The sequence below is a fragment of the Pseudomonas sp. MYb185 genome, from assembly GCF_002979975.1.
Classification (GTDB): Bacteria; Pseudomonadota; Gammaproteobacteria; order Pseudomonadales; family Pseudomonadaceae; genus Halopseudomonas.
This window is the reverse complement of record NZ_PCQD01000006.1, coordinates 60,032-80,595: the sequence shown is the minus strand read 5'-3', so window position 1 is coordinate 80,595 and position 20,564 is coordinate 60,032. Positions and strand designations below refer to the sequence as shown.

Below are 20,564 nucleotides of genomic sequence, written 5' to 3'. Positions count from 1 at the left end.
GATCATATCAACAATGGGGGGCAGCGTGTTTTCACTCAAGCGCAAGGGCGACTATCGTTTGCAGCTGACCCGCACATTGAAGAAGCCGGGTCGCTACAAGGTCGAGCTGTACCTGTTCACCCCCCATGAGAGCAACTTCTCCGCCTGGACCCTGGCCGAACGGCAGTTCTTCTTCAGCACCCTGTCCCATCGCTTCGGATTGATGGGCTTGCCGGACACGGATCGCATCAGCAAGGCCGACAGCTCCTTTGCGCTGCTCTCGCCGCACTACGAGATCATGTATGGCTCCTGGCTGTTCCAGTACCGCGCCTCGATGGATCGGCTGCGTCAGCAGATTCAATCCTCCGGGTTGACCGAAGAGCCGCTCAAGCGCGCCCTGCGGCTGAGCCAGACCTTCGCCCAGCGTCTGCGTCGCTCGGTACCGGGGCAGAGCAGCCAGCAGCGTTATTTCCGTCAGATGGACATCTACTTCTCCTGGTATGTCGAACAGTTCCTGCTGGAATGCATGACCCTGGAGGGTTATCAGGAGCTGGAGGCCGAGCTGAAGGAGGACATAGAGGAGTACCTTCGGGAAGAGTACCGGATTCGCAAGGAGCGCGAATACCTGAGCGACTTCCATGGTTCGCCGACCCGGGTGTGGAACCGCATGAGCCTGTATCACCGGCTGCTGGAGTACCCGGTCCTGCTGCGCTCGAAGATCACCGAGCTGGGCGAGGGCACACGCAAGCTGGTCAAGGCTGGATCGACCATGCTGATCATGTCGCTGTTCACCTACTTCCTGTTCAACGCGCGGGCAGGCACTCAGCAACTGTCCCTGGCACTGCTGTTGATCATCGCGCTGACCTATGCCGTGCGTGACCTGCTGCGTGACGACATGATCACCGCCATTACCCGCCGGCTGCGCAAGGGCAAGCCGCGCTGGAAGATCCGCCTGTTGATGCCCTACACGAAAAAGCTCATGGCCCAGCAACTGGTCTGGCTGGACTACCGCAAGCTCCCTGGCCTGCCGCAGCAGGTGCTGGAGCATTCCGGCAAGTGGGCAACCAACGAGGAACGGCAGATCATCTGCTACCGCTCGGTTCTCAACCTGGACAAGGGCGCGCTGGAACGGGACAAGATCCAGGAGCGCCTGAGCCTGGATTGTGAGCATCTGTGCGAGATGATCCAGGCCAGCCGCAATCAGTTGTTCGTCAGTGAGGACCAGGACAACCCGTTCGCCTCGATCCAGGCGCACCCCATCGACAAGCAGCATGATTACAACCTGCTGCTGGTCTACACCGAGCCTGGGGAGTCCCACTCCCAGGCGCAGCGCTGGCGGCTACGCCTGGGTGCCAATGGCATAGTGCAGTGCGAAACCAAGAAGGCGCATTGGCCAGACCCGGCGGAGCAGCAGGCCGCAGCCTGGCGCCCACGGCTGGGCGCGGTCTGGCGTCGCAGATGAGCGCTGAATCCATACCAAAGCGAATGGATGTTTGTGGTCATGGCGACTAGACTGAGGCACTGCCGGATACGGCGTTGACCCGCAGACTCTTTCTGGCTTCGGCCTCGGCGGTGATAAGCCTGCTGTCAAAAGAAGGACGCCGAATGAGTTTCAGATTCCGCATGGCGCGCAGCCTGCGTACCGCGACCCTCACCATGGCGCTGCTGGCGAGTGCCTGCAGCGTCGCTCCTCCAGCGGAGCCGGAACTGCCATTCAGCCTGCCTGCTGAATTCGTCGCCACCTCCACCAGTGCCTATGCGCCGGCCGAACGCTGGTGGACCGGCTTTGGTGATGCGCAGCTCGATCGCTTTGTCGAGAACGCCCTGGAGCGCAACCCGGCCCTGGCCCAGGCCATTGCCCGCAACCAGGTGGCCGAGGCGCGGGTGCGGGTCAATCGCGCCGACCAGTTGCCGCAGGTCGGCCTGGGTATCGGCAGCACGCGCCAGCGCCAGAACATGCTCGGCCTGCCGGATGAGTTCGGTGATATGTCGATCATCAGCAATAATCACAACGTTACGCTGGATGTCAGCTGGGAGCTGGATCTGTGGGGACGTCTGTCGGCGCTCACCGCCGCGGCGCGCGCCGAGTATCTGGCCAGTGGCGAACAGTTGCGGGGCATGCGCCAGTCGGTGGCGGCGCAGGTCGCGCAACTGTACTTCGACATAGTGCACGCCCGAGCGCAGGTCGAGCTGTCGGAACGTACTGTCACCGCGTTGGAGGAAATGGCCCGGCAGATCAACAACCGGGTGCAGGTCGGCATCGCCTCGCCGGCGGATGGCATGCTCGCCGACGCCAACCTGGGCTCGGCGCGTGCCGGGCTCGAACAACGCCGCGAGGCGCTGGAGCATAGCCTGCGCCAACTGGAAATGCTGATGGGCGACTACCCGGCGGGCCGCCTGCAGACCGCCGACAGTCTGCCTGAGGTACCACCACCACCGCCGGCCGGCATTCCCGCGCAGTTGCTGGCGCAGCGGCCGGACGTGCGTGCCGCCGAGCTGACGCTGCTCGGTGCCGGGTATCAACTGGGAGCGGCGCAACGCTCCTTCCTGCCCTCGCTATCGCTCACCGGTTCCGGCGGTTACGCCGGTAGCGAACTGTCCGACTTGTTCAGCAGCGGCAATCTGGTCTGGTCGATCGCCGGGCGCATCCTGCAGCCGGTATTCCAGGGCGGGCGACTGGTAGCCCAGGTGGATATCGCCGAAGGTCAGCGTGACGAGGCACTGCACGCCTACGCCGAGACCGCGCTGAATGCCCTGGGTGAAGTGGAAAGCATGCTGGCGGTCGACACGCTGCTGACGCGACGGGAGCAGGCCCTGGCCGGTTCGGCCGATGCGGCGGAAGAGGCGGTGCGAGTGTCGTTCAACCGCTATCTGCAGGGCATAGACCCGTTCCTCAATGTGCTGGAGAGCCAGCAACGTGCCCTCGATGGCCGCAGTGCCCATATTACCGCCCGCCATGCGCGCATCGACAACCGCATATCCCTGCATCTGGCGCTGGGTGGCGGCTTCGACACCAGGGGGCCGGCAACGCCCGTTACCGCCTCGGCAACCGATACCGCCAGCATGCCCATCAGCCCATGAAAAAAGCACAGATCATGACCAAGACCTGGATGACCGTTTTCCCCCTTTTGCTGCTGATAGGGCTGAGCGCCTGTGGCCAACAGAGCGAACCGCAGGCACCGCAAAACGAGCAGTCAGAGCAAGACCAGGGCAGGGCACAGCCGGTCACCGTCAGCGTGGTAGCGGTGGAGCGCCGCAACCTGCAGGCCTGGGTATACAGTCAGGGCACGGCCCGCTCGCGTCACCGTGAGTTCCTGACCTTTACCCAGCAGGGCGTGGTGACCCATATCGATGAAGACCTGCGGGTCGGCAGCCCGGTCAAGGCCGGCCAGTTGATTGCCTACCAGGCGCCCGAGCGGGTGGAAGCTGATCTGCAGGCGGCCCGGGCGGCACTGGCCGAGGCCGAGGCCAACCTGGAACTGGCCAGGGTCACCCGCCGGCGCTACGAAACCCTGATCGAGCAGCGCTCCGCCTCCCAGCAGGAACTGGACCAGGCGGTGGTGCAGGTGCAGCAGGCCGCCGCGGCGCGGGACAACAGTCGTGCGCAGCTGGCCCAGGCCCAGCTCGGCGTTGACGAGTCGCGGCTGGTATCGCCGATCAACGGGGTGCTGGCGCGGTTGAATATCGAGAAGGGCCGTTACTTCATGCCCAGTGTGGTACAGACCAACACCGAGCAGAACGCCCTGCGTACGGTCCCGGCGATGGTTATCGACCCCAGCCAGTTCGAGGTGCGGGTCGACCTGCCATCCTATGATTTTCGGCAGATCGAGAGCGGCGCCCGGGCGGTGATTGGTGGTGAACCGCCGCTGGATGGCCGTGATGTCGACCCGTTGTTGGGGGATGAGCGGGTGGCCGGCCGGGTGCATGCGGTCAGCCCATCGCTGGACCCGGAAACCCGTACCTTCGAAGTCATCGTACATACCCAGAGCGACAACCCCGGCCTGCAGGACGGTGAATTTGTCGCGGTATGGATTTCCCTGCCGGCGCTGCAGGACAGCCTGGCCGTGCCACTGGAGGCCCTGCGTTTTCGCAACGACCAGTCCTTCGTGTTCGTGGTCGATGGGCAAAGCGGCCGGGTCAACGAGCGCCGGGTCGAGCTGGGCCAGCAGGCCGGCGCCTATCGCGCCGTCAACAGCGGGGTAGAGGACGGCGAGGTGGTGGTGACCGATGGCCGGGCGGCGCTGTATGACGGCCAGCAGGTGCGTATCCTGCAAACCAACGGGGACGCTCCGTGAGTACCCCGAACGGCGTGGACGACACGCCAGAGCTGGACCGCACCGATCCTGCCCAGGAAACCGAGGAGGTGCGCAACGCCCACCCGCTGGCGCGGTTCTTCTTCCTGCAGCCGATCTTCGGCATCCTGTTGCTGGTGACTTTGCTGCTGGGCGGGCTGATGGCTTACCTGCAGCTGGTCAAGGAATCGCTGCCCGACCTGAACATTCCCCAGGCCACCATCACCACCACCTGGCCCGGTGCCGACCCACGCACCATGGAGGAGCAGGTGACCGACATTATCGAGGATGAGGTCACCACCCTGCAGGGCGTGCGGCGGGTCGACAGCGCCTCCTACGACTCCTTCTCGGTGATTTCCGTGGAGTTCGACGCCTCGGCCGATCCGGTGGATGCCATGACCCGCCTGCGCGCGGCGGTGGCCGATGCCGAAGCCGAGCTGCCGGCGGACGTCGAGCGCCCGGCGATCAAGCAGGCCTCGGTGGACGACATGCCGATCTTTACCTTCACCCTGCATGGCGAAGCCGGCTCGGCGACCATGAACCAGCAGGCCCGGCGCATCCGCGATGTGCTGGAGCGCCTGGCCGGGGTCAACGAAGTGAGCATTGGCGGTGAGCGCGAGGAGATAGTCCAGATCCTGCTGCGTCCCGAACGCCTGCTGGCGCTCGGCCTGTCACCCTCGACGATACGCAATGCGGTGCAGCAGGCCAACGTCGAGCAGCCCTTTGGCGAGATCCGCAGCGACGATATCGGCGCCGTGGTGCGGTTGGAAGGGCGCTTCCGTGATGTGGATGACCTGCGCGCCTTGCCCGTGGCGCGCCTCAGTGGTGTCGGCGCCGGCCGTGCGGTGCGCCTGGATGAGGTGGCTTCGGTACAGCGCATGCAGGAGACCGAAACCACCCGGGCCTTCTTCAGCAGCGATGGCGGCAGTTATGCCGCCTCGCTGGAGCTGTCGGTACGCAAGACGCCGGGCGCCGATACGGTGAACGTCGTCGAGACCCTGCGCACCACGCTGGAAGACCTGCGCCATGCCGGCGGCTGGCCCTCCGGCCTGGAGTACAGCGTTACCCAGGACGAGGCGGCGCAGATCTGGGAGTCGCTGGCCGAGGTGTTCGTCAGCGCCCTGCAGACCATGGCCATCGTCTTCGTCATTCTGCTGCTGACCATCGCCTGGCGCGAGGCGATCATCGCCGGCCTGTCGGTTCCGGTGACCTTCGCCGGGGTGCTGCTGATCATCCTGCTGATGGGCTACTCGCTCAACGAGCTGGTGGTGATCGGCATGGTGATCGCGCTGGTGATGATCGTGGATGTGTTCATCATCCTGCTGGAAGGTCTGCACGACGAGATCTACAACGGCGGCAAGACCTTCGGCCAGGCGGTGCTGGCGACGGTCAAGCGCTATGCCAAACCGGCCTTCGCCGCGCAGCTGACCACCATCCTGGCGCTGGCGCCGCTGATGTCGATCGGCGGCACCGTGGGCGAGTTCATCCGCGTGCTGCCCGCCACCACGGTGGTCTGCCTGATCCTCTCGTTCATCGTCGCCATGCTCTGTTCGCTGCCGCTATCCCGGATGCTGCTGGGCAAGCAACGCAAACCCGACAATCCCCGGCAGCAGGGCCTGTCGGACCGGGTGACCGGCAGGGCGGTGGCCACCCTGGAGCGCTGGAACGGCCGCTGGGTGGTGCGCAGTCGCGGGCAATCCTGGCTGTGGGTGTTTGCCGCCATCGGCCTGTTCGTGCTGTCGATGATGGCCTTCAGTCAGGCGCGGGTGGAGCTGTTTCCGCCGACCGACGGGGAGCGCCTTGGGATCAATATCGAACTGCCGCCGACGGCACAGCTGGGCGCATCCCAGGCGGTGGCCGACGAGATCGGCAGCATCCTCAGGGACAAGCCCTATTTCCAGAGCGTGGTGAAACTGGTCGGCCTGAAAAGCCCCTTCGCCGGCGGCTCCATGGCCGCCAACCTGCAGCCCAGCGAGGCGGAGAACTTCATCGGTTTTTCCGCCATCTTCCGCCCGCGTGATGAGCGCGAGGCCGAGTCCTATGAACTGGCTGATGAGTTGCGCCAGGAACTGTCGGCCTATCTGGAGCAGCGGGTCGCCGCGGCCCAATTGCTGGTGGTCGCCGAATCCGCCAGCCCCAGCAGCGGCGATCCAATCGAGATCCAGCTGATCGGTGCCGACATGGATGAGCTGCAGCGGCTGTCGCGCCAGGTGCAGGGGCTGCTGTCGGATACCGAGGGCGTGGTCGATGTGCGCGACAATATCGGCATGCTCAAGCCACAACTGGCATTGCAGCCCGACCGCGAGGCGGCCAACTTCTTCGGCATCGACCATGGCGACCTGGCCTCGCAACTGCGCATCGCCTTCAGCTCGGACGAGGTAGGCACCTTCGTCACCGACGACGGTGATGACAACATTGACATCCGCCTGGGCACTGAATGGCCGAGCCGACCCGGCGAGACGGGTGGGCCGCGCAATACCGAGGAGCTGTCCCGGGTGCGGGTATTCACCCAGGACGAACGCTCCATCGCCATGCAGCAGCTGCTCAAGCCGACCCAGTCGGAGGCGGCCATCGCCATCTCCCACGTCAATGGCGAGCGCGCGCTTACCGTCATGGCCAAGAACGAAGGGCGCACCGTCGGCGAAGTCATGGCCGACGTGCAACCCAGGCTGGATGAACTGCAGCAGCAATGGCCCTCCGGTTACCGCAGCGTGATCGGAGGCGAGTCGGCGGACACCAGTGAAACCTTCGCCTCGGCGCTGGTGGCCCTGGTCATCGCCATCGTGCTGGTGGTCGGCGTGCTGGTCATCGTCTTCAGCAGCTTCCGCCAGGCCTTCATCATCTTCGCCACCATGCCGCTGGCGGTAATCGGCTCGGCCCTGGGTTTCTGGGCCTTCGGCATCACCTTCTCGTTCTTCGCCATGATCGGCCTGGTGTCGCTGATCGGCATCGCCATCAACAACGGCATCATCATGGTCGATACCATGAACAGCTACATCAAGGACGGCATGTCCATCCCTGAGGCGGCCGCCGCCGGCTCGGCCCGGCGCCTGCGTCCGTTGATGACCACCGCCATCACCACCATCGTCGGCCTGGTGCCGCTGGCCGTCAGCAGCGCCTTCTACCGGCCGCTGACCCTGGTGATCATCTTCGGACTGATCTCGGTATCCATCCTGGCGTTGTTCGTGGTGCCGGCGCTGTACCTGCTGCTGACACCGGGGGATGCGGGACAGCCAGAGTCGCTGGACTGAGGGGGTTCCAGATCAACGCCCGGCGGGGTAGGTTGTAACCGTTCCGGCCATCTGATTTCAGAGGAGACGCGATATGGAACGATTCACTGGCGGCTGCCTATGCGGCGATGTCCGCTTCGTGGCGTCGGGACGACCTTACCGGGTTGGCCTGTGCCACTGCCTCGAATGCCGCAAGCACCACGGCGCGCTATTTCATGCCTCCGCGATATTCCCCCAGGAGGCGGTGAGCATCGAAGGCGAAACAGCTGAGTACGCCGGGCGCTTCTTCTGCCCTCGTTGTGGCTCGTCGGTTTTTGGCCGCACCGCAGATGAAGTCGAAGTGAACCTGGGGGCGTTGGATACGCCTGATCAACTGGTGCCGACCTATGAAAGCTGGATCATCCGGCGTGAATCCTGGTTGCCGCCGTTTCCGCTTGCCAGGCGGTATGAGCGGGATCGGGATGGTACGGGGCGCTTCGAGGGAGGCTAGACGGTGGAACACTGCAGGCTCCCGCCAGGGTTGGGCTCAGGAGCAGAGTTCGCCAAGCGTATCGGCAAGGGCCTTGGCAGCAACAGACAGTTCATGGTCGGCTTTGGTCAGGATGCCGATCGGTCGCTCTATCACCGGGCTCGTCAATGGAATGCAGCGCGCACCTAGTTCATGCATCTGCTGAATGCACAGGGCGGGCACCACGCTCACACCCAGGCCGCTAGCTACCATGCGTCCTACAGTCGCCAACTGGTGGCTCTCCATTGATACGTCCAGTTTTTGCGCGCCGATGCTCAGGCTGTCCTCCAGCATGACCCGAACGCTGGACGGCCTTTGCAAGGTGATAAAAGGGTAGGGTAGTAAATCTTCCCAGCAAACCTCTTCGCATTCCGCCAGGGGGGATGTCTCCGGTACTACCGCGACGAAGCGGTCCAGATACAAGGGCTTGAAGCTGAGTGACGTGTCGCTGCCAGGCTCAAAGGCAATCCCCAGCTCAACCTGGCGGTTACGAACCATCTCTATTACCTGCTCGTTGATCACATCGTGGACTGTGATTCCGATTGCAGGATAGCGCTCGCGAAAATGCATGAGCATGGGTGGCAGGCGGTTGCCGGCAAAGGACGGCATGGCGGCGATGGAGACGCGCCCCCGGCGTAAAGTGAAGCGCTGGCGCAGTTCATCTTCGGCATTGTCCCAGTCGGCAATCAGGCGGCGGGCCAAGGGTAGCAGGGCATGGCCTTCCGGGGTGAGGTTGACGGCCCGAGTGGTTCGGCTGAACAGACGCCCGCCCAGCCTGTCTTCCAGGGTCTTTATCGACAGGCTCAGGGCAGATTGGGACATGTAGAGCCGTTCTCCGGCCTGAGCAAAGCTCAAGGTTTGCGCTACCGCGAGAAAGGCTCGCAACTGTTTGACTGTCATGCCGTATCCGCCTAGAGGATGAGTGTACCTATTTATTGATTTTCCGGGTCAATAGCGTGAAAAAACAAATTTAACAAATAACTCCCTTTCTCTCACACTCATGTTTACCAGTAAAGAACTCAATAAAGGTAAACAACATGTCTGGTTTCGATAAACGTGTGGCTTCTTATGCCGAAGCACTGGATGGCCTGCAGGATGGCATGACAGTTCTGGCGGGGGGCTTCGGGCTGTGCGGTATACCGGAAAACCTGATTGCAGAGATCCGCAGAAAGGGCACCACAGACCTGACGGTGGTTTCCAATAACTGCGGAGTAGATGGATTCGGGTTGGGTGTGCTGCTCGAAGAGCGGCAGATCCGCAAGATGATTGCCTCCTATGTCGGCGAGAATGCCCTGTTTGAACGCCAACTGCTTGATGGTGAGCTGGAGGTCGAGCTGACCCCGCAGGGCACCCTGGCCGAGAAGCTGCGGGCTGGGGGAGCCGGCATCCCTGCGTTCTATACAGCCACCGGATTCGGCACCCCTATTGCCGAAGGCAAGGAAGCCCGCGAGTTCGCTGGCCGTCATTATGTGCTGGAGCACGCCATTGTTGGCGACTTCGCCATCGTCAAGGGCTGGAAGGCCGATCGCTTCGGCAACGTTATCTACCGCCATACCGCACAGAACTTCAACCCGCTGGCCGCTGCCGCCGGAAAGATCACGGTTGTGGAAGTGGAAGAAATCGTCGAGCCCGGCGAAATCGAGCCCAGCCAGATTCAGACGCCCGGCATCTACGTTGACCGGTTGATCTGCGGCAGTTTCGAGAAGCGTATCGAGAAGCGCACCCTGCGCGATTGATACAGCGCTGCTGACAAAAAACAAGAGGACATAGACATGGCACTGACTCGTGAGCAGATGGCGCAACGTGTTGCCCGTGAACTGCAGGATGGTTTTTACGTGAATCTGGGGATTGGTATCCCTACTCTGGTGGCGAACTATGTGCCGGAAGGCATGGAGGTCATGCTGCAGTCCGAGAACGGTCTACTCGGAATGGGGCAATACCCCACGGAAGACGAGCTGGATGCGGACATGATCAATGCCGGGAAACAGACCGTCACCGCGCGCATTGGCGCCTCGATCTTTGACTCCGCTGCCTCCTTCGCGATGATCCGGGGAGGGCACATTGACCTCACCGTGCTCGGTGCCTTCGAAGTGGATGTGCATGGCAATATCGCTTCATGGATGGTCCCAGGCAAGCTGGTCAAGGGTATGGGAGGGGCGATGGATCTGGTTGCCGGAGCGGAAAACATCATTGTCACCATGACCCACGCCTCCAGGGACGGTGAATCCAAGCTGCTGGAGCGGTGCAGCCTGCCGCTGACCGGGGCCGGATGCATCAAGCGCGTGCTGACTGATCTGGCTTACCTGGAGATCGCAGAGGGCGCCTTCGTTCTGAAGGAGCGGGCTCCTGGCGTCAGTGTGGAGGAAATTGTCAGCAAAACGGCGGGTCGCCTGATTGTGCCGGAGTACGTACCGGAGATGCAGTTATGACGAGAGGGGATCGTATGCGGGAGGTTGTCATTGTCGATGCGACACGCACAGCGATCGGCAGCTTCCAGGGCGCTTTGGCCGGTATCCCGGCCCATCGACTCGGTGAAACGGTCATCCGAAGCCTGTTGGCGCGAAATGGTCTGGCCCCCAATGCAGTGGATGAGGTCATCCTTGGACAGGTACTGACCGCAGGGGCTGGCCAGAACCCTGCCCGACAGGCAGCCATCCATGCCGGTTTGCCGGTGACGGTACCTGCGATGACCATCAACAAGGTGTGCGGATCAGGGCTCAAGGCAGTCCATCTGGCAGCGCAGGCGATTGCCTGCGGCGACGCCGATGTAGTGATTGCCGGCGGACAGGAAAATATGAGCCTGGCGCCCTATACGCTGCCCAAGGTGCGGACCGGTTTGCGGATGGGACATGGCAGCCTGTTGGATACCATGATCATCGATGGTCTATGGGATGCATTCCACGATTACCATATGGGCCAGACGGCGGAGAACCTTGCCAACCGATTTGGTATCAGCCGCGAGGATCAGGATGCCCTGGCAGTGGCATCCCAGGCCAAAGCCGTGGCAGCGATCGATGCGGGCAGGTTCAAGGAAGAGATTACACCGGTCATATTGCCCCAGCGCAAGGGCGAGGCGCTTCGCTTCGAGGTTGACGAGCAACCGCGCAGAGAAACGACCATCGACTCGCTGGCGCGTCTGCGGCCAGCGTTCGACAAGGACGGTAGCGTTACTGCTGGCAATGCCTCCACGCTCAATGATGGCGCTGCAGCCGTGCTGCTGATGAGTGCTGACAAGGCCGAGAAGCTCGGCATGCCCGTCCTGGCACGGATCGTATCCTACGCCAGTTCAGGCGTAGAGCCGGAAATCATGGGCATGGGGCCGGTTACTGCAACCCGGCGTAGCTTGGATAAGGCGGGGTGGGCAGTCTCTGACCTGGATCTCATCGAAGCGAACGAGGCTTTCGCCGTGCAGGCACTGGCGGTCAGCCGGGAGCTCGGCTGGGATCACAGCAAGGTGAATGTCAACGGCGGTGCCATTGCCCTGGGACATCCAATTGGAGCCTCCGGGTGTCGCGTGCTGGTATCGCTGCTCCATGAAATGCGGCGCCGGGACGTAAAAAAGGGCTTGGCAACCCTGTGTATCGGCGGGGGGCAGGGGGTCGCCATTTGCGTGGAGCGAGAATAGCCCCCCTTTTTCCTGGATGTTTGGCTGAGGCGTCATACACGCAAAGTGTAGTGGCCAACTAATAACGGAAAGGACTAACCATGCCAGCAGCGATACCAGCCATTCTGTTCGGTGACCTGTAGCTCGGTCAGGTACAGCGCCGACAGGTTGGTATCTCAACGAACCATGGGCCATTGCGACAGTCTCAATTTAGGAACACGTCTAGTCACTCAGGAGAAGCCCTATGGACACCTTTGAGAAAATGCTCAACAACTGGGAGTCCAAGTCTCAGGAATCCAGTGAATGGGTTGAATACACCCTGACGATGCACAAGCATGATCTGGTCAAAATCAAGGCTTTTGCGCAGGCATACGGGCTGGATGAAGCCACCATTACCCAAGGTCTGATCCACTCTGCTATCAAGGAAGCAGAACAGGCCATGCCATACGTGAAGGGAACAGACGTGATCCGTGTCGAGGAAGGTGAAGAGATCTATGCCGATGCGGGTAAGACACCTGTATACGTTGAGGCTGAACAGAAACTGTCCAAGACCCTATGAGACCCTGAAACAGTCAGGTAATCGGAAGGAGCGAACTACAGGCTAGACATCCTCGGGATCAGGCGTAAGCCTTTCCAACTGAGGACCCGCCCATTCGACAAAGGCTCTCACCCGTGGCGAGAGCCGCAGGGAATGCGGATAGACCAGCTGGACCGGCAGGTCCGTCGGCTCGAAACTCTTGAGCACCCTGAGCAGACGACCATCGGCCAGCTCATCTGCCACCTGATAATGCATCAACCGGGTAACGCCCAGGCCCTGCACACAGGCTTGGCTGGCGGCACGGATTTGGTTGCACACCAGCCTCGGAGCGATTTCTTCGGCCAACACCTTCCCTTGGTGTCGGTAGTACCAGTGTCGCCCCTGTGAGGACAGTGCTATGCAGGCGTGCTCGCGCAACGATGCGGGGCTGTCGATAGCCGGTGCGGCACGAAGGTAATCCGGGCTGGCGCAGGTGATGAGCCGAGTCGCACCGACCTGTCTCGCCACCATGGCCGAGTCGGGAAGATGCCCGAGGCGGAGCGCAAGGTCGAGGCGCTCATCCAGCAAGGGCACCACCTGGTCAGTCAGGTTCAGCTCAACCCTGACTTCCCCGTTTTCCTTGATGAACTCGTTCACCAGCGGCGCGAGGTAGCGGTGCCCGAACTCCACGGGTGCTGTCACGCGAAGCAGGCCTCGTACGAGGCCATCCTTCGCTTCCAGTCGCTGCTCCATGTCGTCGAAGTCTGCGAGCATACGGCGGCTCCAGGCCAGGTATTCTTCGCCTTCATCCGTCAGGGCCATGCGCCGGGTACTGCGGTTCAGCAACCGAACCCCAAGATGGCGTTCCAGAGCCGCCAGCGAGCGTACAACCGATGCCACCGATTGCCCTGTCGCATCAGCCGCCGAACTCAAGCTACCGCTGTCAACGATCCGGACGAAATTAGCCATTGCCTTGAGCCTGTCCATTGCTACCTTCCGATTTGTGCATTTAACGCATAAGTATTGTCAGGTTCGCGGCATAGGTGAAATGTGCCCCTTGTCTGACACTGCACTGACTGATCTCATCCGGAGTCGACTATATGAGCCAGCAGCCAAGCCCCGCTCGCATTCTTGCATATGACCACATCGGCATTCGTGTCAGCGACAAGAGCCGGGCGATGTCTTTCTACCAGGCACTCGGGTTCGTCGAGAGTGCCGATTTTCCGCTGTACGAAGCCAACGAGATGCTGAGTCCCGACGGCGTTCGTATCAATCTGATCTTCAACGGTGCTCGCGTACCGCATGCTCACAACATCCTGCTGGACGCGCCAGTGAAGCTGCCGGGGGTGACGCATCCGGCCTTCGTTGTCGATGATCTCCAGGCACTTGAAGCCTGGCTCGGCGAGCAGGGGATAGTTGTCACGCAGGGGCCGCATCCCATCGGTCCCAGGAGAGTCGCACTGTTCATTCGCGACCCTGACGGCAATGTCCTCGAGTTCAATCAGCTTATCAATGGAGGTGCAGAATGAAACTCTATGATCTGGAAGCATCCGGTAACTGCTACAAGGTGAGGCTTTTTGCTTCCCTGGCCAACATCCCGCTTGAAGTGATGGCGGTGGATTTTGTGAGCGGGGCACATAAAAAGCCGCCGTTGTCAGATCTGAATCCCTTGGGGCAAGTACCTGTTCTGCAGGACGGGTCGCATGTGGTTCGCGACTCGCAGGCCATCCTGGTATACCTCGCTGGTAGCCACGGCGGTCTGGCCTGGTGGCCAGCGCATGCTCAGGGCCAGGCTGACATTGTGCAATGGCTGTCTTTCGCCGCCAATGAGATCGAGCACAGTCTCTGTGCTGCGCGGTTGGTGAAGAAGTTCGGCCAGCCCTTGGACAAGTCGGCAGCGCTGGCGAAGTCAACAGTGGTGCTCTCACTGCTGGACAAGCATCTGGAGTGCAACGACTGGCTTGCGATGAGCCGCCCCACTATTGCGGACTGCGCCGTCTACCCCTATGTCGTGCTGGCGCCGGAAGGTGGTGTGGATCTCACGCCCTACACACATGTTGTCCGGTGGGTTAAGAGGATGGAAGGATTGCCAGGTTATTTACCTAAGCCGTGATCAGGCATGCAGGTCGCGTTGTCTGTAGCGAAGTGCCGAGGGACCAGGTGCGTAAGTGGCAACATGATATTGAATCGACTTATCATCGTCCCCATGACAACAGCAACGTTGTGTAGAGATCAATGCGATCTGCCACTGGCGCGGACATGCGGGCAGTTGATACTGGTCGCCCTGTGTTGGCTGACACTCGGGATCACTGTCAGCGTGCAGGCGGGTTCGCCACTGCCGCTGCGGCTGGGAGGCACGCCGGAGGCGGTAGCGTATGCTCGCCTGCTGCTGGAAAGCGCGCTGGAGACCAGCGGGCATGAGGTGGCAGTGGAGGTGAGGGCTGATCGGGGAGATATCCCCATGACTCGCCTGGAGGTAATGTTGCAGCAGGGTGAGATCAGCGCGCTGATCCTCGGGCAAACGGCAGAGCGTGATCGCCGGTTTCTCCCGGTGTTGGTTGGCATGACCGATAGCTTGGTCAATCATCGAATTCTCTTCATCCACAAGGGCAGTCAGCCGCGCTATGACGCGGTATATAGCCTTGAGGACTTCCGAAGAACGGGCAGGGTGGCGGCCATCGGGGAAGCCTGGGCCGACCGGGTAATCTGGGAAATCAATGGCCTGCCGGTGGAAACCATCAGTGGTGATTGGCGGCGCCTTTACCGGATGGTGGCCTCACCGGCGCGCAAGGTGGATTACCTGCCCCGGGGCGCGCATGAAATGAGCCAGGAGTGGGCGCAGTATCCCGAGCTGGATGTGGAGCGCAACCTGGTATTCGTCTACGACCAGGACCATATCCTCTACGTCTCACCCGCCCAGCCCGAACTGCACCGGCTATTACTCGAGGTGATGCCGGCAGCGCGGGACTCGGGGCTGATCCGGCGTTTGGCCAGGAAGCATTACGCCGAGGTCTTCGAACCACCAGTGAGTTTGCAGGAGCGGCGTCTTATCCGGCTTGAATCAGGCGCACCCTGAGCTCCTCTCGATATGCATAACATCCCGCTCAAGGCAGTGTTGATTACTGACAATAAAGGCGACGACAATGCCTATTCAGACGGAGTACGATCCGCCGCCTTGGAGAGCCAAATCAGCGGCTGGAGATATATCCTGTTCGGTTGAAAGATGTTTACGTATCTCAAGGGCATAGTGTGGACAGAGAACAACTGGAACAGAATCAGATTCCAATCTATTTCGCCGCCGTCATCCTGGCGGCTATCGGAGGCCTTGCATTCCCCACTGCCTCCCAGGTATTGAGCGTACTCGTGACTCCTGCCATTGCAGTACTCATGTACGCCATGTTCCTGCAGATCCCGTTTCTCGAGCTTCGAGAAGGGCTCAGTAACAAACGCTTCATGCTTGCTCTTCTGATAGCGAATTTCGTCCTCATCCCTTTGCTGGTGTGGGCACTGACCAGGGGGCTCTCCGATCACCCGGCGATTCTGGTGGGGGCCTTGCTGGTCTTGCTTACTCCCTGTATCGATTATGTCGTGGTGTTCACCCACCTGGGAAAGGGTGACGCCAGGCTGACACTGGTCGCCACGCCGGTACTCCTTTTGCTGCAGCTTGTGTTATTGCCTCTATACCTGGCTTTCATGCTGGGTCCTGATTCAGCTGTTGTGATCTCCATTGGTCCATTCGTCGAGGCCTTTCTGTTGTTGATCGTATTACCCCTGGTGTTGGCGGTATTCACCGCCGCGGGGGGCAAAGGATCCAGGGTTGTGAATCTATGGAACCACGCCTGGGGTTGGGTGCCTGTCCCAGCCATGGCCACGGTATTGGTCGTGGTGATCGCGTCGCAGGTGGCGTTTGTGGTGGGGGATATAGAGCAGCTATTGCCCGTCTTTCCCGTGTACATCAGCTTCATGCTCCTGGCGCCGTTGATAGGGATGCTGGTTGCACGCGCCTTCAGATTGCCTGTGACAACGGTGAGATCGGTCGCCTTCAGTAGTGCGACACGTAACTCGTTGGTGGTTCTGCCCCTGGCACTGGCCCTTCCCGAAGAAATCCGAGGGCTCGCAGCGGCCGCAGTTATCACGCAGACACTGGTCGAGTTGGTCAGTGAGCTGATCTATATCCGCGCGATTCCCTCCTTGGTGCGGGAGAGAGCAGAGGTTCCGTTCCGGCGCTGACCTGGCAACCTGGGATTGGGGTCAGGTACAATTTTCAGGCTTGCGGGGCGGTATGAACGGGATCGTGAGGGCGCGAGAATGCAACTCGATATTTTCCAGGTGGATGCTTTTTCCTCCGAGATTTTCGGCGGCAATCCTGCGGCGGTCTGTCCGCTGGAGGCCTGGCTGCCTGATGAGGTGCTGCAACGAATCGCAGCAGAGAACAATCTGTCCGAGACGGCCTATTGTGTACGCAATGGCGAGGTGTTCGAGCTGCGCTGGTTCACCCCCACGGTGGAAGTCGACCTTTGCGGGCACGCTACTCTGGCAACTGCATGGGTACTGTTCGAGCAGTTCGGCGAAGCGCGGGACGTGTTGCGTTTTTCCACCCGCAGCGGTGAGTTGCGGGTGAGCCGCAAGGACGGGCGCCTGGCCATGGACTTCCCGTCCAAGCACCCTGAACTGGTCGCTGTTCCGCCTGGATTGCTGCAAGCCCTGGGCCTGGAGCGGGCCGATGCGCTTTATCGCACCGACGATTATCTGGTCGTGGTCGAGGATGAAGCCATCGTCGCCGGGCTTGCCCCCGACTTCGTCGCATTAGCCGCGTTCGACGTGCGCGGTGTCGCGGTAACCGCGCCGGGTCGCCATTTCGACTTCGTCTCTCGCTGGTTTGGCCCTCGGGTTGGGGTCAACGAGGACCCTGTCACCGGCTCGGCCCATACCTCCCTGGCGACATACTGGGCCAAGCGCCTGGGCAAAAGCGACCTGATTGCCGAGCAAGGCGGGGCGCGCAAGGGGCAGTTGCATTGCGAAGTCCTGGACAATGACCGAGTCATCATCAGCGGGCAGGGGGCACTCTACTTGCGCGGCACGATCTTTATATGAGGTCCGCCCTGCACGTGGTTGGCTGAAGAACACGGCGTCTGATCCGGCCTGAATCAGCGGCGCATTGAACCTATTGCATGCCACGTCGGCAGGAGAAAGCAGGGTGCGGCATCTTTCATTTGCCTCCCGTCAGCGTGTTGTAGCTGTTGATCAGGTTGCGATAGTCCGGGATATGGTTGGAGAACAGCGTGCCCAGGCCCTCGACATCATTGCGCCAATCGCGGTGCAGTTCGCAGGCGACGCCGAACCAGGTCATCGGCTGGGCTCCGGCAGCGATCATGCGATCCAGCGCCGAGTTGCGTGTCAGCTCGTTGAAGGTGCCGGAGGCATCAGTCACGACGAATACGTCAAAACCTTCGGCCAAGGCTGAAAGAGCGGGGAAGGCCACGCAGACTTCAGTCACCACACCCGCGATGATCAACTGCTTCCTTCCGGTCGCTTTTACCGCCGCGACAAAGTCCTCGTTGTCCCAGGCATTGATCTGGCCTGGGCGGGCGATATAGGGCGCATCCGGGAAGAGTTCCTTGAGCTCGGGCACCAACGGGCCGTTCGGACCGTCTTCGAAGCTGGTGGTGAGGATGGTGGGCAGTTCGAAGTACTTGGCCAGATCCGCCAAGGCCAATACGTTGTTCTTGAAGGTATCGGGGTGGATGTCTCTTACCAGGGACAGCAGGCCGGTCTGGTGATCGACCAGCAGTACGGCGGCATCGTTCTTGTCCAGGCGAATATAAGGTGTGCTCATGGCCATCTCCTGTTCATGGGATCCGGTGTCATTCATCGGGTAGTGATGAGCTGCAACAGCAGGGGTGATCAAGACCGACTGATAGAGCTTAGGCCCAAGAAGTGGTATTGGGTATGACGCGAGGCTGCCATTCGGCGTTTTATCTAAAGGCCCTGCCACTCACGCTGGTGACCTGAGTGGCCCCCCAAGGCCCCAACTTCTTGTGGGTACTTGGGGGAGGACAGCTTATTGCCTGTGTCAGAATTTCACTCTGATACCCGTGGTCAACACTGAAATATCTTCATATTCAAGATCATATGAGGTTCTGCCACTGAAGGTTTCCCAGCTTTTGCGTTTGAAACTATGGACCTTGGCGCCCGCATAAGCATCGAACATATGCGTAGGACTCCAGACATAGCCCGCGCCTATCACGGTTCCCACATCGCCCACCTTGTTCCTGTCCTTGGTTACTCCCCAATGAACATCGAATGCATGTTTGCGACTGGGACGATAGCCCAGCTTGACGTAGCGAAACTTCGCCAACTCCGAGCGGTTGTGCGTCAGGTTGCCGGTTTTCGATGCCTCGGTCTGTTTCTCTACCCGGTTCAGCGCGGCGAAGGTGACGTTGATGCCGTTCTCGGCGATCCAGGATACCGAGCCGCCATAAGTCCGCACATTCGGATCGAAGCTGCTGTCGTCCGGGTCGAAGGATACGCTGGGATCGGCCGAGTTTCTTTTCGCGCGTGAGTACCCCAGGCCAGCCAGCGCCCTGCCGCCCAGAACACGTACACCGGCTCTGGCGCCCACCTCGAGAATGGAGTTGTGGCTCTGCTCACCGGTGCCGTGCCCGGTGCTGACGGACAGGGTTACCGGGCCCATTCGCGGGCTGTCATAGCGGATGCGGTCGTGGCGGCCTTCGAAGTTGAAGTCGCGAATACTGCCGATAATGGAGACCTTGTTCGGGTTGCTGTCAGGGGCCGGTGGGCCCACGCTGGTGACGTTGCCACTGGCGTTTCTGTTGGTGATCACCGATTTCCTGGTCTCATCGAAATACAGCCCGCCGCCGATTAGCCCCGGGTGCCGAAAGCTGATTACGCCGGTACCGGAATAATCTCTCCTGCCTGTCGCGTAGGCTGCGCCTTCGCCTCGACCGAGGGTTATTTTGCCGAAAGGAGAGTCAACGAAGCCATCAGTGATTCTCTGTTCCAATTCTCCAGAGGTACTTTTATCCTGCGGTGACACATCGGTGGAGAGGTTCGAATACATCCCGGTCTCTAGTAGTGCGCCGGCAGTCCAGCCATCCAGTAGCCTCTGTGTGCCTCGCACATTGATGCGTGAAGGGCTGTTTCTGTTATCGACATGATAAAGTTCCGAATTGGAGCCGAGCCCCCTGAAGTTCTCGCTGTACCCATCCTCAACATACATTGCTGCACGATTGATTTGGCCGCCGATTTCCACTTCGAGCGCCAATGCCGGCAGCACGGGCAAGCTGAAAATGCTCGATAGCATCACCATTCTCGAAAGCTTCATGCTTCCTCCTAATTCTTATTCTATGGCGTTTCGCCTGATATTCGTGTGAGAAACCAGGTTTTCTCAGCGGAGTTATCCACTATTATGAATACTTATGTAAATTCGAAATATCGGATAGATATATGCGTTTTCTGCATGTTATTTGGAGAATGACTTGAATATCAAGAAGTTGAAGTGCTTTCGCGCTGTTGTTGTTCACGGCTCATTGGTTGCGGCAGCCTCGGTGATGAACTTGAGCCAGCCGGCGACCAGCCGGCTGATCTCGACGTTGGAAGATGAACTGAAACTGAAGCTCTTCAAGCGCGAAAAACGCCGACTGGTGCTCACGCCCGAGGGGAAGGAGTTCTATCGGGAAACGGAAAAGATACTCTCCAACCTCGAGGACCTGCCGCGTATCGTACGTGAAATCAAGGAAGGCGGGACCCGCACCCTGCGTATCGTCGCGCTGGCCAGATTGGCCAATAGTCTTGTGTCTCCGGCCTTGGCGCGCTTTGTAAAGGAGCATCCCGACCAGCGCTTCAGTGTCGATGTGCGCGGGCATCGGGATATCGAACAATGGGTCGCGGGTCGTCATTACGATATTGCCGTGGCGCTGACCAAGCCCTGTAATCACCCATCGGTCATTCAACGGCCGTTTTTCGATACCGATGCGATGGTGATGATCCCCACAGGGCATCCTCTGGAAAGCGCCGAGGCCGTGTCGGCCAGGGATCTGGCAGAGCACGATATTATCGCCCTGGCCTCGGGGTTGAGGCCCCGGCTACAGATGGAAGAGATTTTCCAGGCGGCCGGTGTGGAGTTGAACTGCAAGATCGAGACAACGTCGAGCGTGCTTGCCTGCCAGATGGTTGCCGAGGGGCTGGGGGTAACGATTATCGACCGTCTGACCGCCCTTGCAGTCGACAGGACGCGCTTCTGCCTGCGCCCGTTGGCTCCGCGTTACAGATTGCAATTCGTTCTGCTGTTTCCTCCCGGATTCGAAGAGACGCCCGCTACCACCAGCCTGGTCCGTTGCCTGCGGGAAGAAGTCGTGTCCGCCCTGGGGGATAACGCAACGATGACCGGCGACGAGTGATCCGCAATACATGC

Annotated in this window: 19 protein-coding genes; 15 read left to right on the top strand and 4 right to left on the bottom strand. The window is 60.6% G+C overall.

What is annotated here, in order from left to right; translation table 11 throughout:
- Nucleotides 1–25 precede the first annotated feature (25 nt).
- The 5 genes from CQ007_RS11115 (at nt 26) to CQ007_RS11095 (ending at nt 7,991) form a co-directional block, all read left to right on the top strand.
- Nucleotides 26–1,441: a hypothetical protein gene (locus CQ007_RS11115; protein ID WP_105646043.1), complete on the top strand. Its 1,416-nt coding sequence runs from the start codon at nt 26–28 to the stop codon at nt 1,439–1,441.
- Between the two features lie 143 nt (nt 1,442–1,584).
- Entirely contained in the window at nt 1,585–3,060 is a 1,476-nt protein-coding gene (locus tag CQ007_RS11110) for an efflux transporter outer membrane subunit (RefSeq protein WP_105645894.1), read from the top strand.
- Nucleotides 3,057–4,274, top strand: coding sequence for an efflux RND transporter periplasmic adaptor subunit (locus CQ007_RS11105; protein ID WP_105645893.1), 1,218 nt, complete (start codon nt 3,057–3,059; stop codon nt 4,272–4,274). Before CQ007_RS11110 ends, CQ007_RS11105 begins: the two co-directional genes overlap by 4 nt.
- Nucleotides 4,271–7,522 (top strand): efflux RND transporter permease subunit, encoded by a 3,252-nt coding sequence (locus CQ007_RS11100; RefSeq protein ID WP_105645892.1) that lies wholly within the window; start codon nt 4,271–4,273, stop codon nt 7,520–7,522. The genes CQ007_RS11105 and CQ007_RS11100 overlap by 4 nt, the downstream gene beginning before the upstream one ends.
- Before the next feature lie 73 nt (nt 7,523–7,595).
- Nucleotides 7,596–7,991, top strand: a complete 396-nt coding sequence (locus tag CQ007_RS11095) for a GFA family protein (protein WP_105645891.1) — start codon at nt 7,596–7,598, stop codon at nt 7,989–7,991.
- A 36-nt stretch (nt 7,992–8,027) separates the two neighbouring features.
- On the opposite strand, the gene CQ007_RS11090 is transcribed toward CQ007_RS11095, so the two are convergent.
- Nucleotides 8,028–8,909, bottom strand: coding sequence for a LysR family transcriptional regulator (locus CQ007_RS11090; RefSeq protein ID WP_105645890.1), 882 nt, complete (start codon nt 8,907–8,909; stop codon nt 8,028–8,030).
- A gap of 137 nt (nt 8,910–9,046) precedes the next feature.
- On the opposite strand from CQ007_RS11090, the gene CQ007_RS11085 reads away from it, so the two are divergent.
- The 4 genes from CQ007_RS11085 (at nt 9,047) to CQ007_RS11070 (ending at nt 12,172) form a co-directional block, all read left to right on the top strand.
- Complete coding sequence (locus tag CQ007_RS11085; RefSeq protein ID WP_105645889.1) at nt 9,047–9,745, top strand: CoA transferase subunit A; 699 nt, start codon at nt 9,047–9,049, stop codon at nt 9,743–9,745.
- Nucleotides 9,746–9,781: 36 nt separating this feature from the next.
- Nucleotides 9,782–10,438: a CoA transferase subunit B gene (locus CQ007_RS11080; RefSeq protein WP_105645888.1), complete on the top strand. Its 657-nt coding sequence runs from the start codon at nt 9,782–9,784 to the stop codon at nt 10,436–10,438.
- Between the two features lie 14 nt (nt 10,439–10,452).
- On the top strand, nt 10,453–11,634 hold the full coding sequence (locus CQ007_RS11075) for an acetyl-CoA C-acetyltransferase (RefSeq protein WP_105645887.1): 1,182 nt from the start codon (nt 10,453–10,455) through the stop codon (nt 11,632–11,634).
- A 223-nt stretch (nt 11,635–11,857) separates the two neighbouring features.
- Nucleotides 11,858–12,172: a hypothetical protein gene (locus CQ007_RS11070; RefSeq protein WP_105645886.1), complete on the top strand. Its 315-nt coding sequence runs from the start codon at nt 11,858–11,860 to the stop codon at nt 12,170–12,172.
- Between the two features lie 42 nt (nt 12,173–12,214).
- On the opposite strand, the gene CQ007_RS11065 is transcribed toward CQ007_RS11070, so the two are convergent.
- Entirely contained in the window at nt 12,215–13,117 is a 903-nt protein-coding gene (locus CQ007_RS11065; protein ID WP_105645885.1) for a LysR family transcriptional regulator, read from the bottom strand.
- A 113-nt stretch (nt 13,118–13,230) separates the two neighbouring features.
- Here CQ007_RS11065 and CQ007_RS11060 point away from each other — a divergent pair, with 113 nt between their 5' ends.
- The 5 genes from CQ007_RS11060 to CQ007_RS11040 all read left to right on the top strand — a co-directional run bounded on the left by CQ007_RS11060 (nt 13,231) and on the right by CQ007_RS11040 (nt 17,224).
- Nucleotides 13,231–13,659 carry a VOC family protein gene (locus CQ007_RS11060; protein WP_105645884.1) on the top strand — a complete coding sequence of 143 codons (429 nt, stop codon included), beginning with the start codon at nt 13,231–13,233 and terminating at the stop codon, nt 13,657–13,659.
- Nucleotides 13,656–14,243 (top strand): glutathione S-transferase family protein, encoded by a 588-nt coding sequence (locus CQ007_RS11055; protein ID WP_105645883.1) that lies wholly within the window; start codon nt 13,656–13,658, stop codon nt 14,241–14,243. The genes CQ007_RS11060 and CQ007_RS11055 overlap by 4 nt, the downstream gene beginning before the upstream one ends.
- Before the next feature lie 93 nt (nt 14,244–14,336).
- On the top strand, nt 14,337–15,206 hold the full coding sequence (locus CQ007_RS11050; protein ID WP_256582274.1) for a hypothetical protein: 870 nt from the start codon (nt 14,337–14,339) through the stop codon (nt 15,204–15,206).
- A gap of 173 nt (nt 15,207–15,379) precedes the next feature.
- Nucleotides 15,380–16,360, top strand: a complete 981-nt coding sequence (locus CQ007_RS11045; protein WP_105646042.1) for an arsenic resistance protein — start codon at nt 15,380–15,382, stop codon at nt 16,358–16,360.
- A 78-nt stretch (nt 16,361–16,438) separates the two neighbouring features.
- Entirely contained in the window at nt 16,439–17,224 is a 786-nt protein-coding gene (locus tag CQ007_RS11040; RefSeq protein WP_105645882.1) for a PhzF family phenazine biosynthesis protein, read from the top strand.
- Between the two features lie 115 nt (nt 17,225–17,339).
- Here CQ007_RS11040 and ycaC read toward each other — a convergent pair whose 3' ends face one another.
- Together ycaC and CQ007_RS11030 are read right to left on the bottom strand one after the other, a co-directional pair.
- On the bottom strand, nt 17,340–17,966 hold the full coding sequence (ycaC, locus tag CQ007_RS11035; protein ID WP_105646041.1) for an isochorismate family cysteine hydrolase YcaC: 627 nt from the start codon (nt 17,964–17,966) through the stop codon (nt 17,340–17,342).
- 237 nt (nt 17,967–18,203) lie between these two features.
- Nucleotides 18,204–19,475, bottom strand: a complete 1,272-nt coding sequence (locus tag CQ007_RS11030) for a porin (RefSeq protein WP_105645881.1) — start codon at nt 19,473–19,475, stop codon at nt 18,204–18,206.
- A gap of 154 nt (nt 19,476–19,629) precedes the next feature.
- On the opposite strand from CQ007_RS11030, the gene CQ007_RS11025 reads away from it, so the two are divergent.
- Nucleotides 19,630–20,550, top strand: coding sequence for a LysR substrate-binding domain-containing protein (locus CQ007_RS11025; protein WP_105646040.1), 921 nt, complete (start codon nt 19,630–19,632; stop codon nt 20,548–20,550).
- Nucleotides 20,551–20,564: the final 14 nt, after the last annotated feature.

What these genes read in the sequence shown, in the direction of transcription:
- CQ007_RS11110 (WP_105645894.1), top strand. Translation starts at nt 1,585, where the DNA reads ATGAGTTTCAGATTCCGCATGGCGCGCAGCCTGCGTACCGCGACCCTC.
- CQ007_RS11105 (WP_105645893.1), top strand. Translation starts at nt 3,057, where the DNA reads ATGAAAAAAGCACAGATCATGACCAAGACCTGGATGACCGTTTTCCCC.
- CQ007_RS11095 (WP_105645891.1), top strand. Translation starts at nt 7,596, where the DNA reads ATGGAACGATTCACTGGCGGCTGCCTATGCGGCGATGTCCGCTTCGTG.
- CQ007_RS11090 (WP_105645890.1), bottom strand. Translation starts at nt 8,909, where the DNA reads ATGACAGTCAAACAGTTGCGAGCCTTTCTCGCGGTAGCGCAAACCTTG.
- CQ007_RS11085 (WP_105645889.1), top strand. Translation starts at nt 9,047, where the DNA reads ATGTCTGGTTTCGATAAACGTGTGGCTTCTTATGCCGAAGCACTGGAT.
- CQ007_RS11080 (WP_105645888.1), top strand. Translation starts at nt 9,782, where the DNA reads ATGGCACTGACTCGTGAGCAGATGGCGCAACGTGTTGCCCGTGAACTG.
- CQ007_RS11075 (WP_105645887.1), top strand. Translation starts at nt 10,453, where the DNA reads ATGCGGGAGGTTGTCATTGTCGATGCGACACGCACAGCGATCGGCAGC.
- CQ007_RS11070 (WP_105645886.1), top strand. Translation starts at nt 11,858, where the DNA reads ATGGACACCTTTGAGAAAATGCTCAACAACTGGGAGTCCAAGTCTCAG.
- CQ007_RS11065 (WP_105645885.1), bottom strand. Translation starts at nt 13,117, where the DNA reads ATGGACAGGCTCAAGGCAATGGCTAATTTCGTCCGGATCGTTGACAGC.
- CQ007_RS11060 (WP_105645884.1), top strand. Translation starts at nt 13,231, where the DNA reads ATGAGCCAGCAGCCAAGCCCCGCTCGCATTCTTGCATATGACCACATC.
- CQ007_RS11055 (WP_105645883.1), top strand. Translation starts at nt 13,656, where the DNA reads ATGAAACTCTATGATCTGGAAGCATCCGGTAACTGCTACAAGGTGAGG.
- CQ007_RS11050 (WP_256582274.1), top strand. Translation starts at nt 14,337, where the DNA reads ATGACAACAGCAACGTTGTGTAGAGATCAATGCGATCTGCCACTGGCG.
- CQ007_RS11040 (WP_105645882.1), top strand. Translation starts at nt 16,439, where the DNA reads ATGCAACTCGATATTTTCCAGGTGGATGCTTTTTCCTCCGAGATTTTC.
- ycaC (WP_105646041.1), bottom strand. Translation starts at nt 17,966, where the DNA reads ATGAGCACACCTTATATTCGCCTGGACAAGAACGATGCCGCCGTACTG.
- CQ007_RS11030 (WP_105645881.1), bottom strand. Translation starts at nt 19,475, where the DNA reads ATGAAGCTTTCGAGAATGGTGATGCTATCGAGCATTTTCAGCTTGCCC.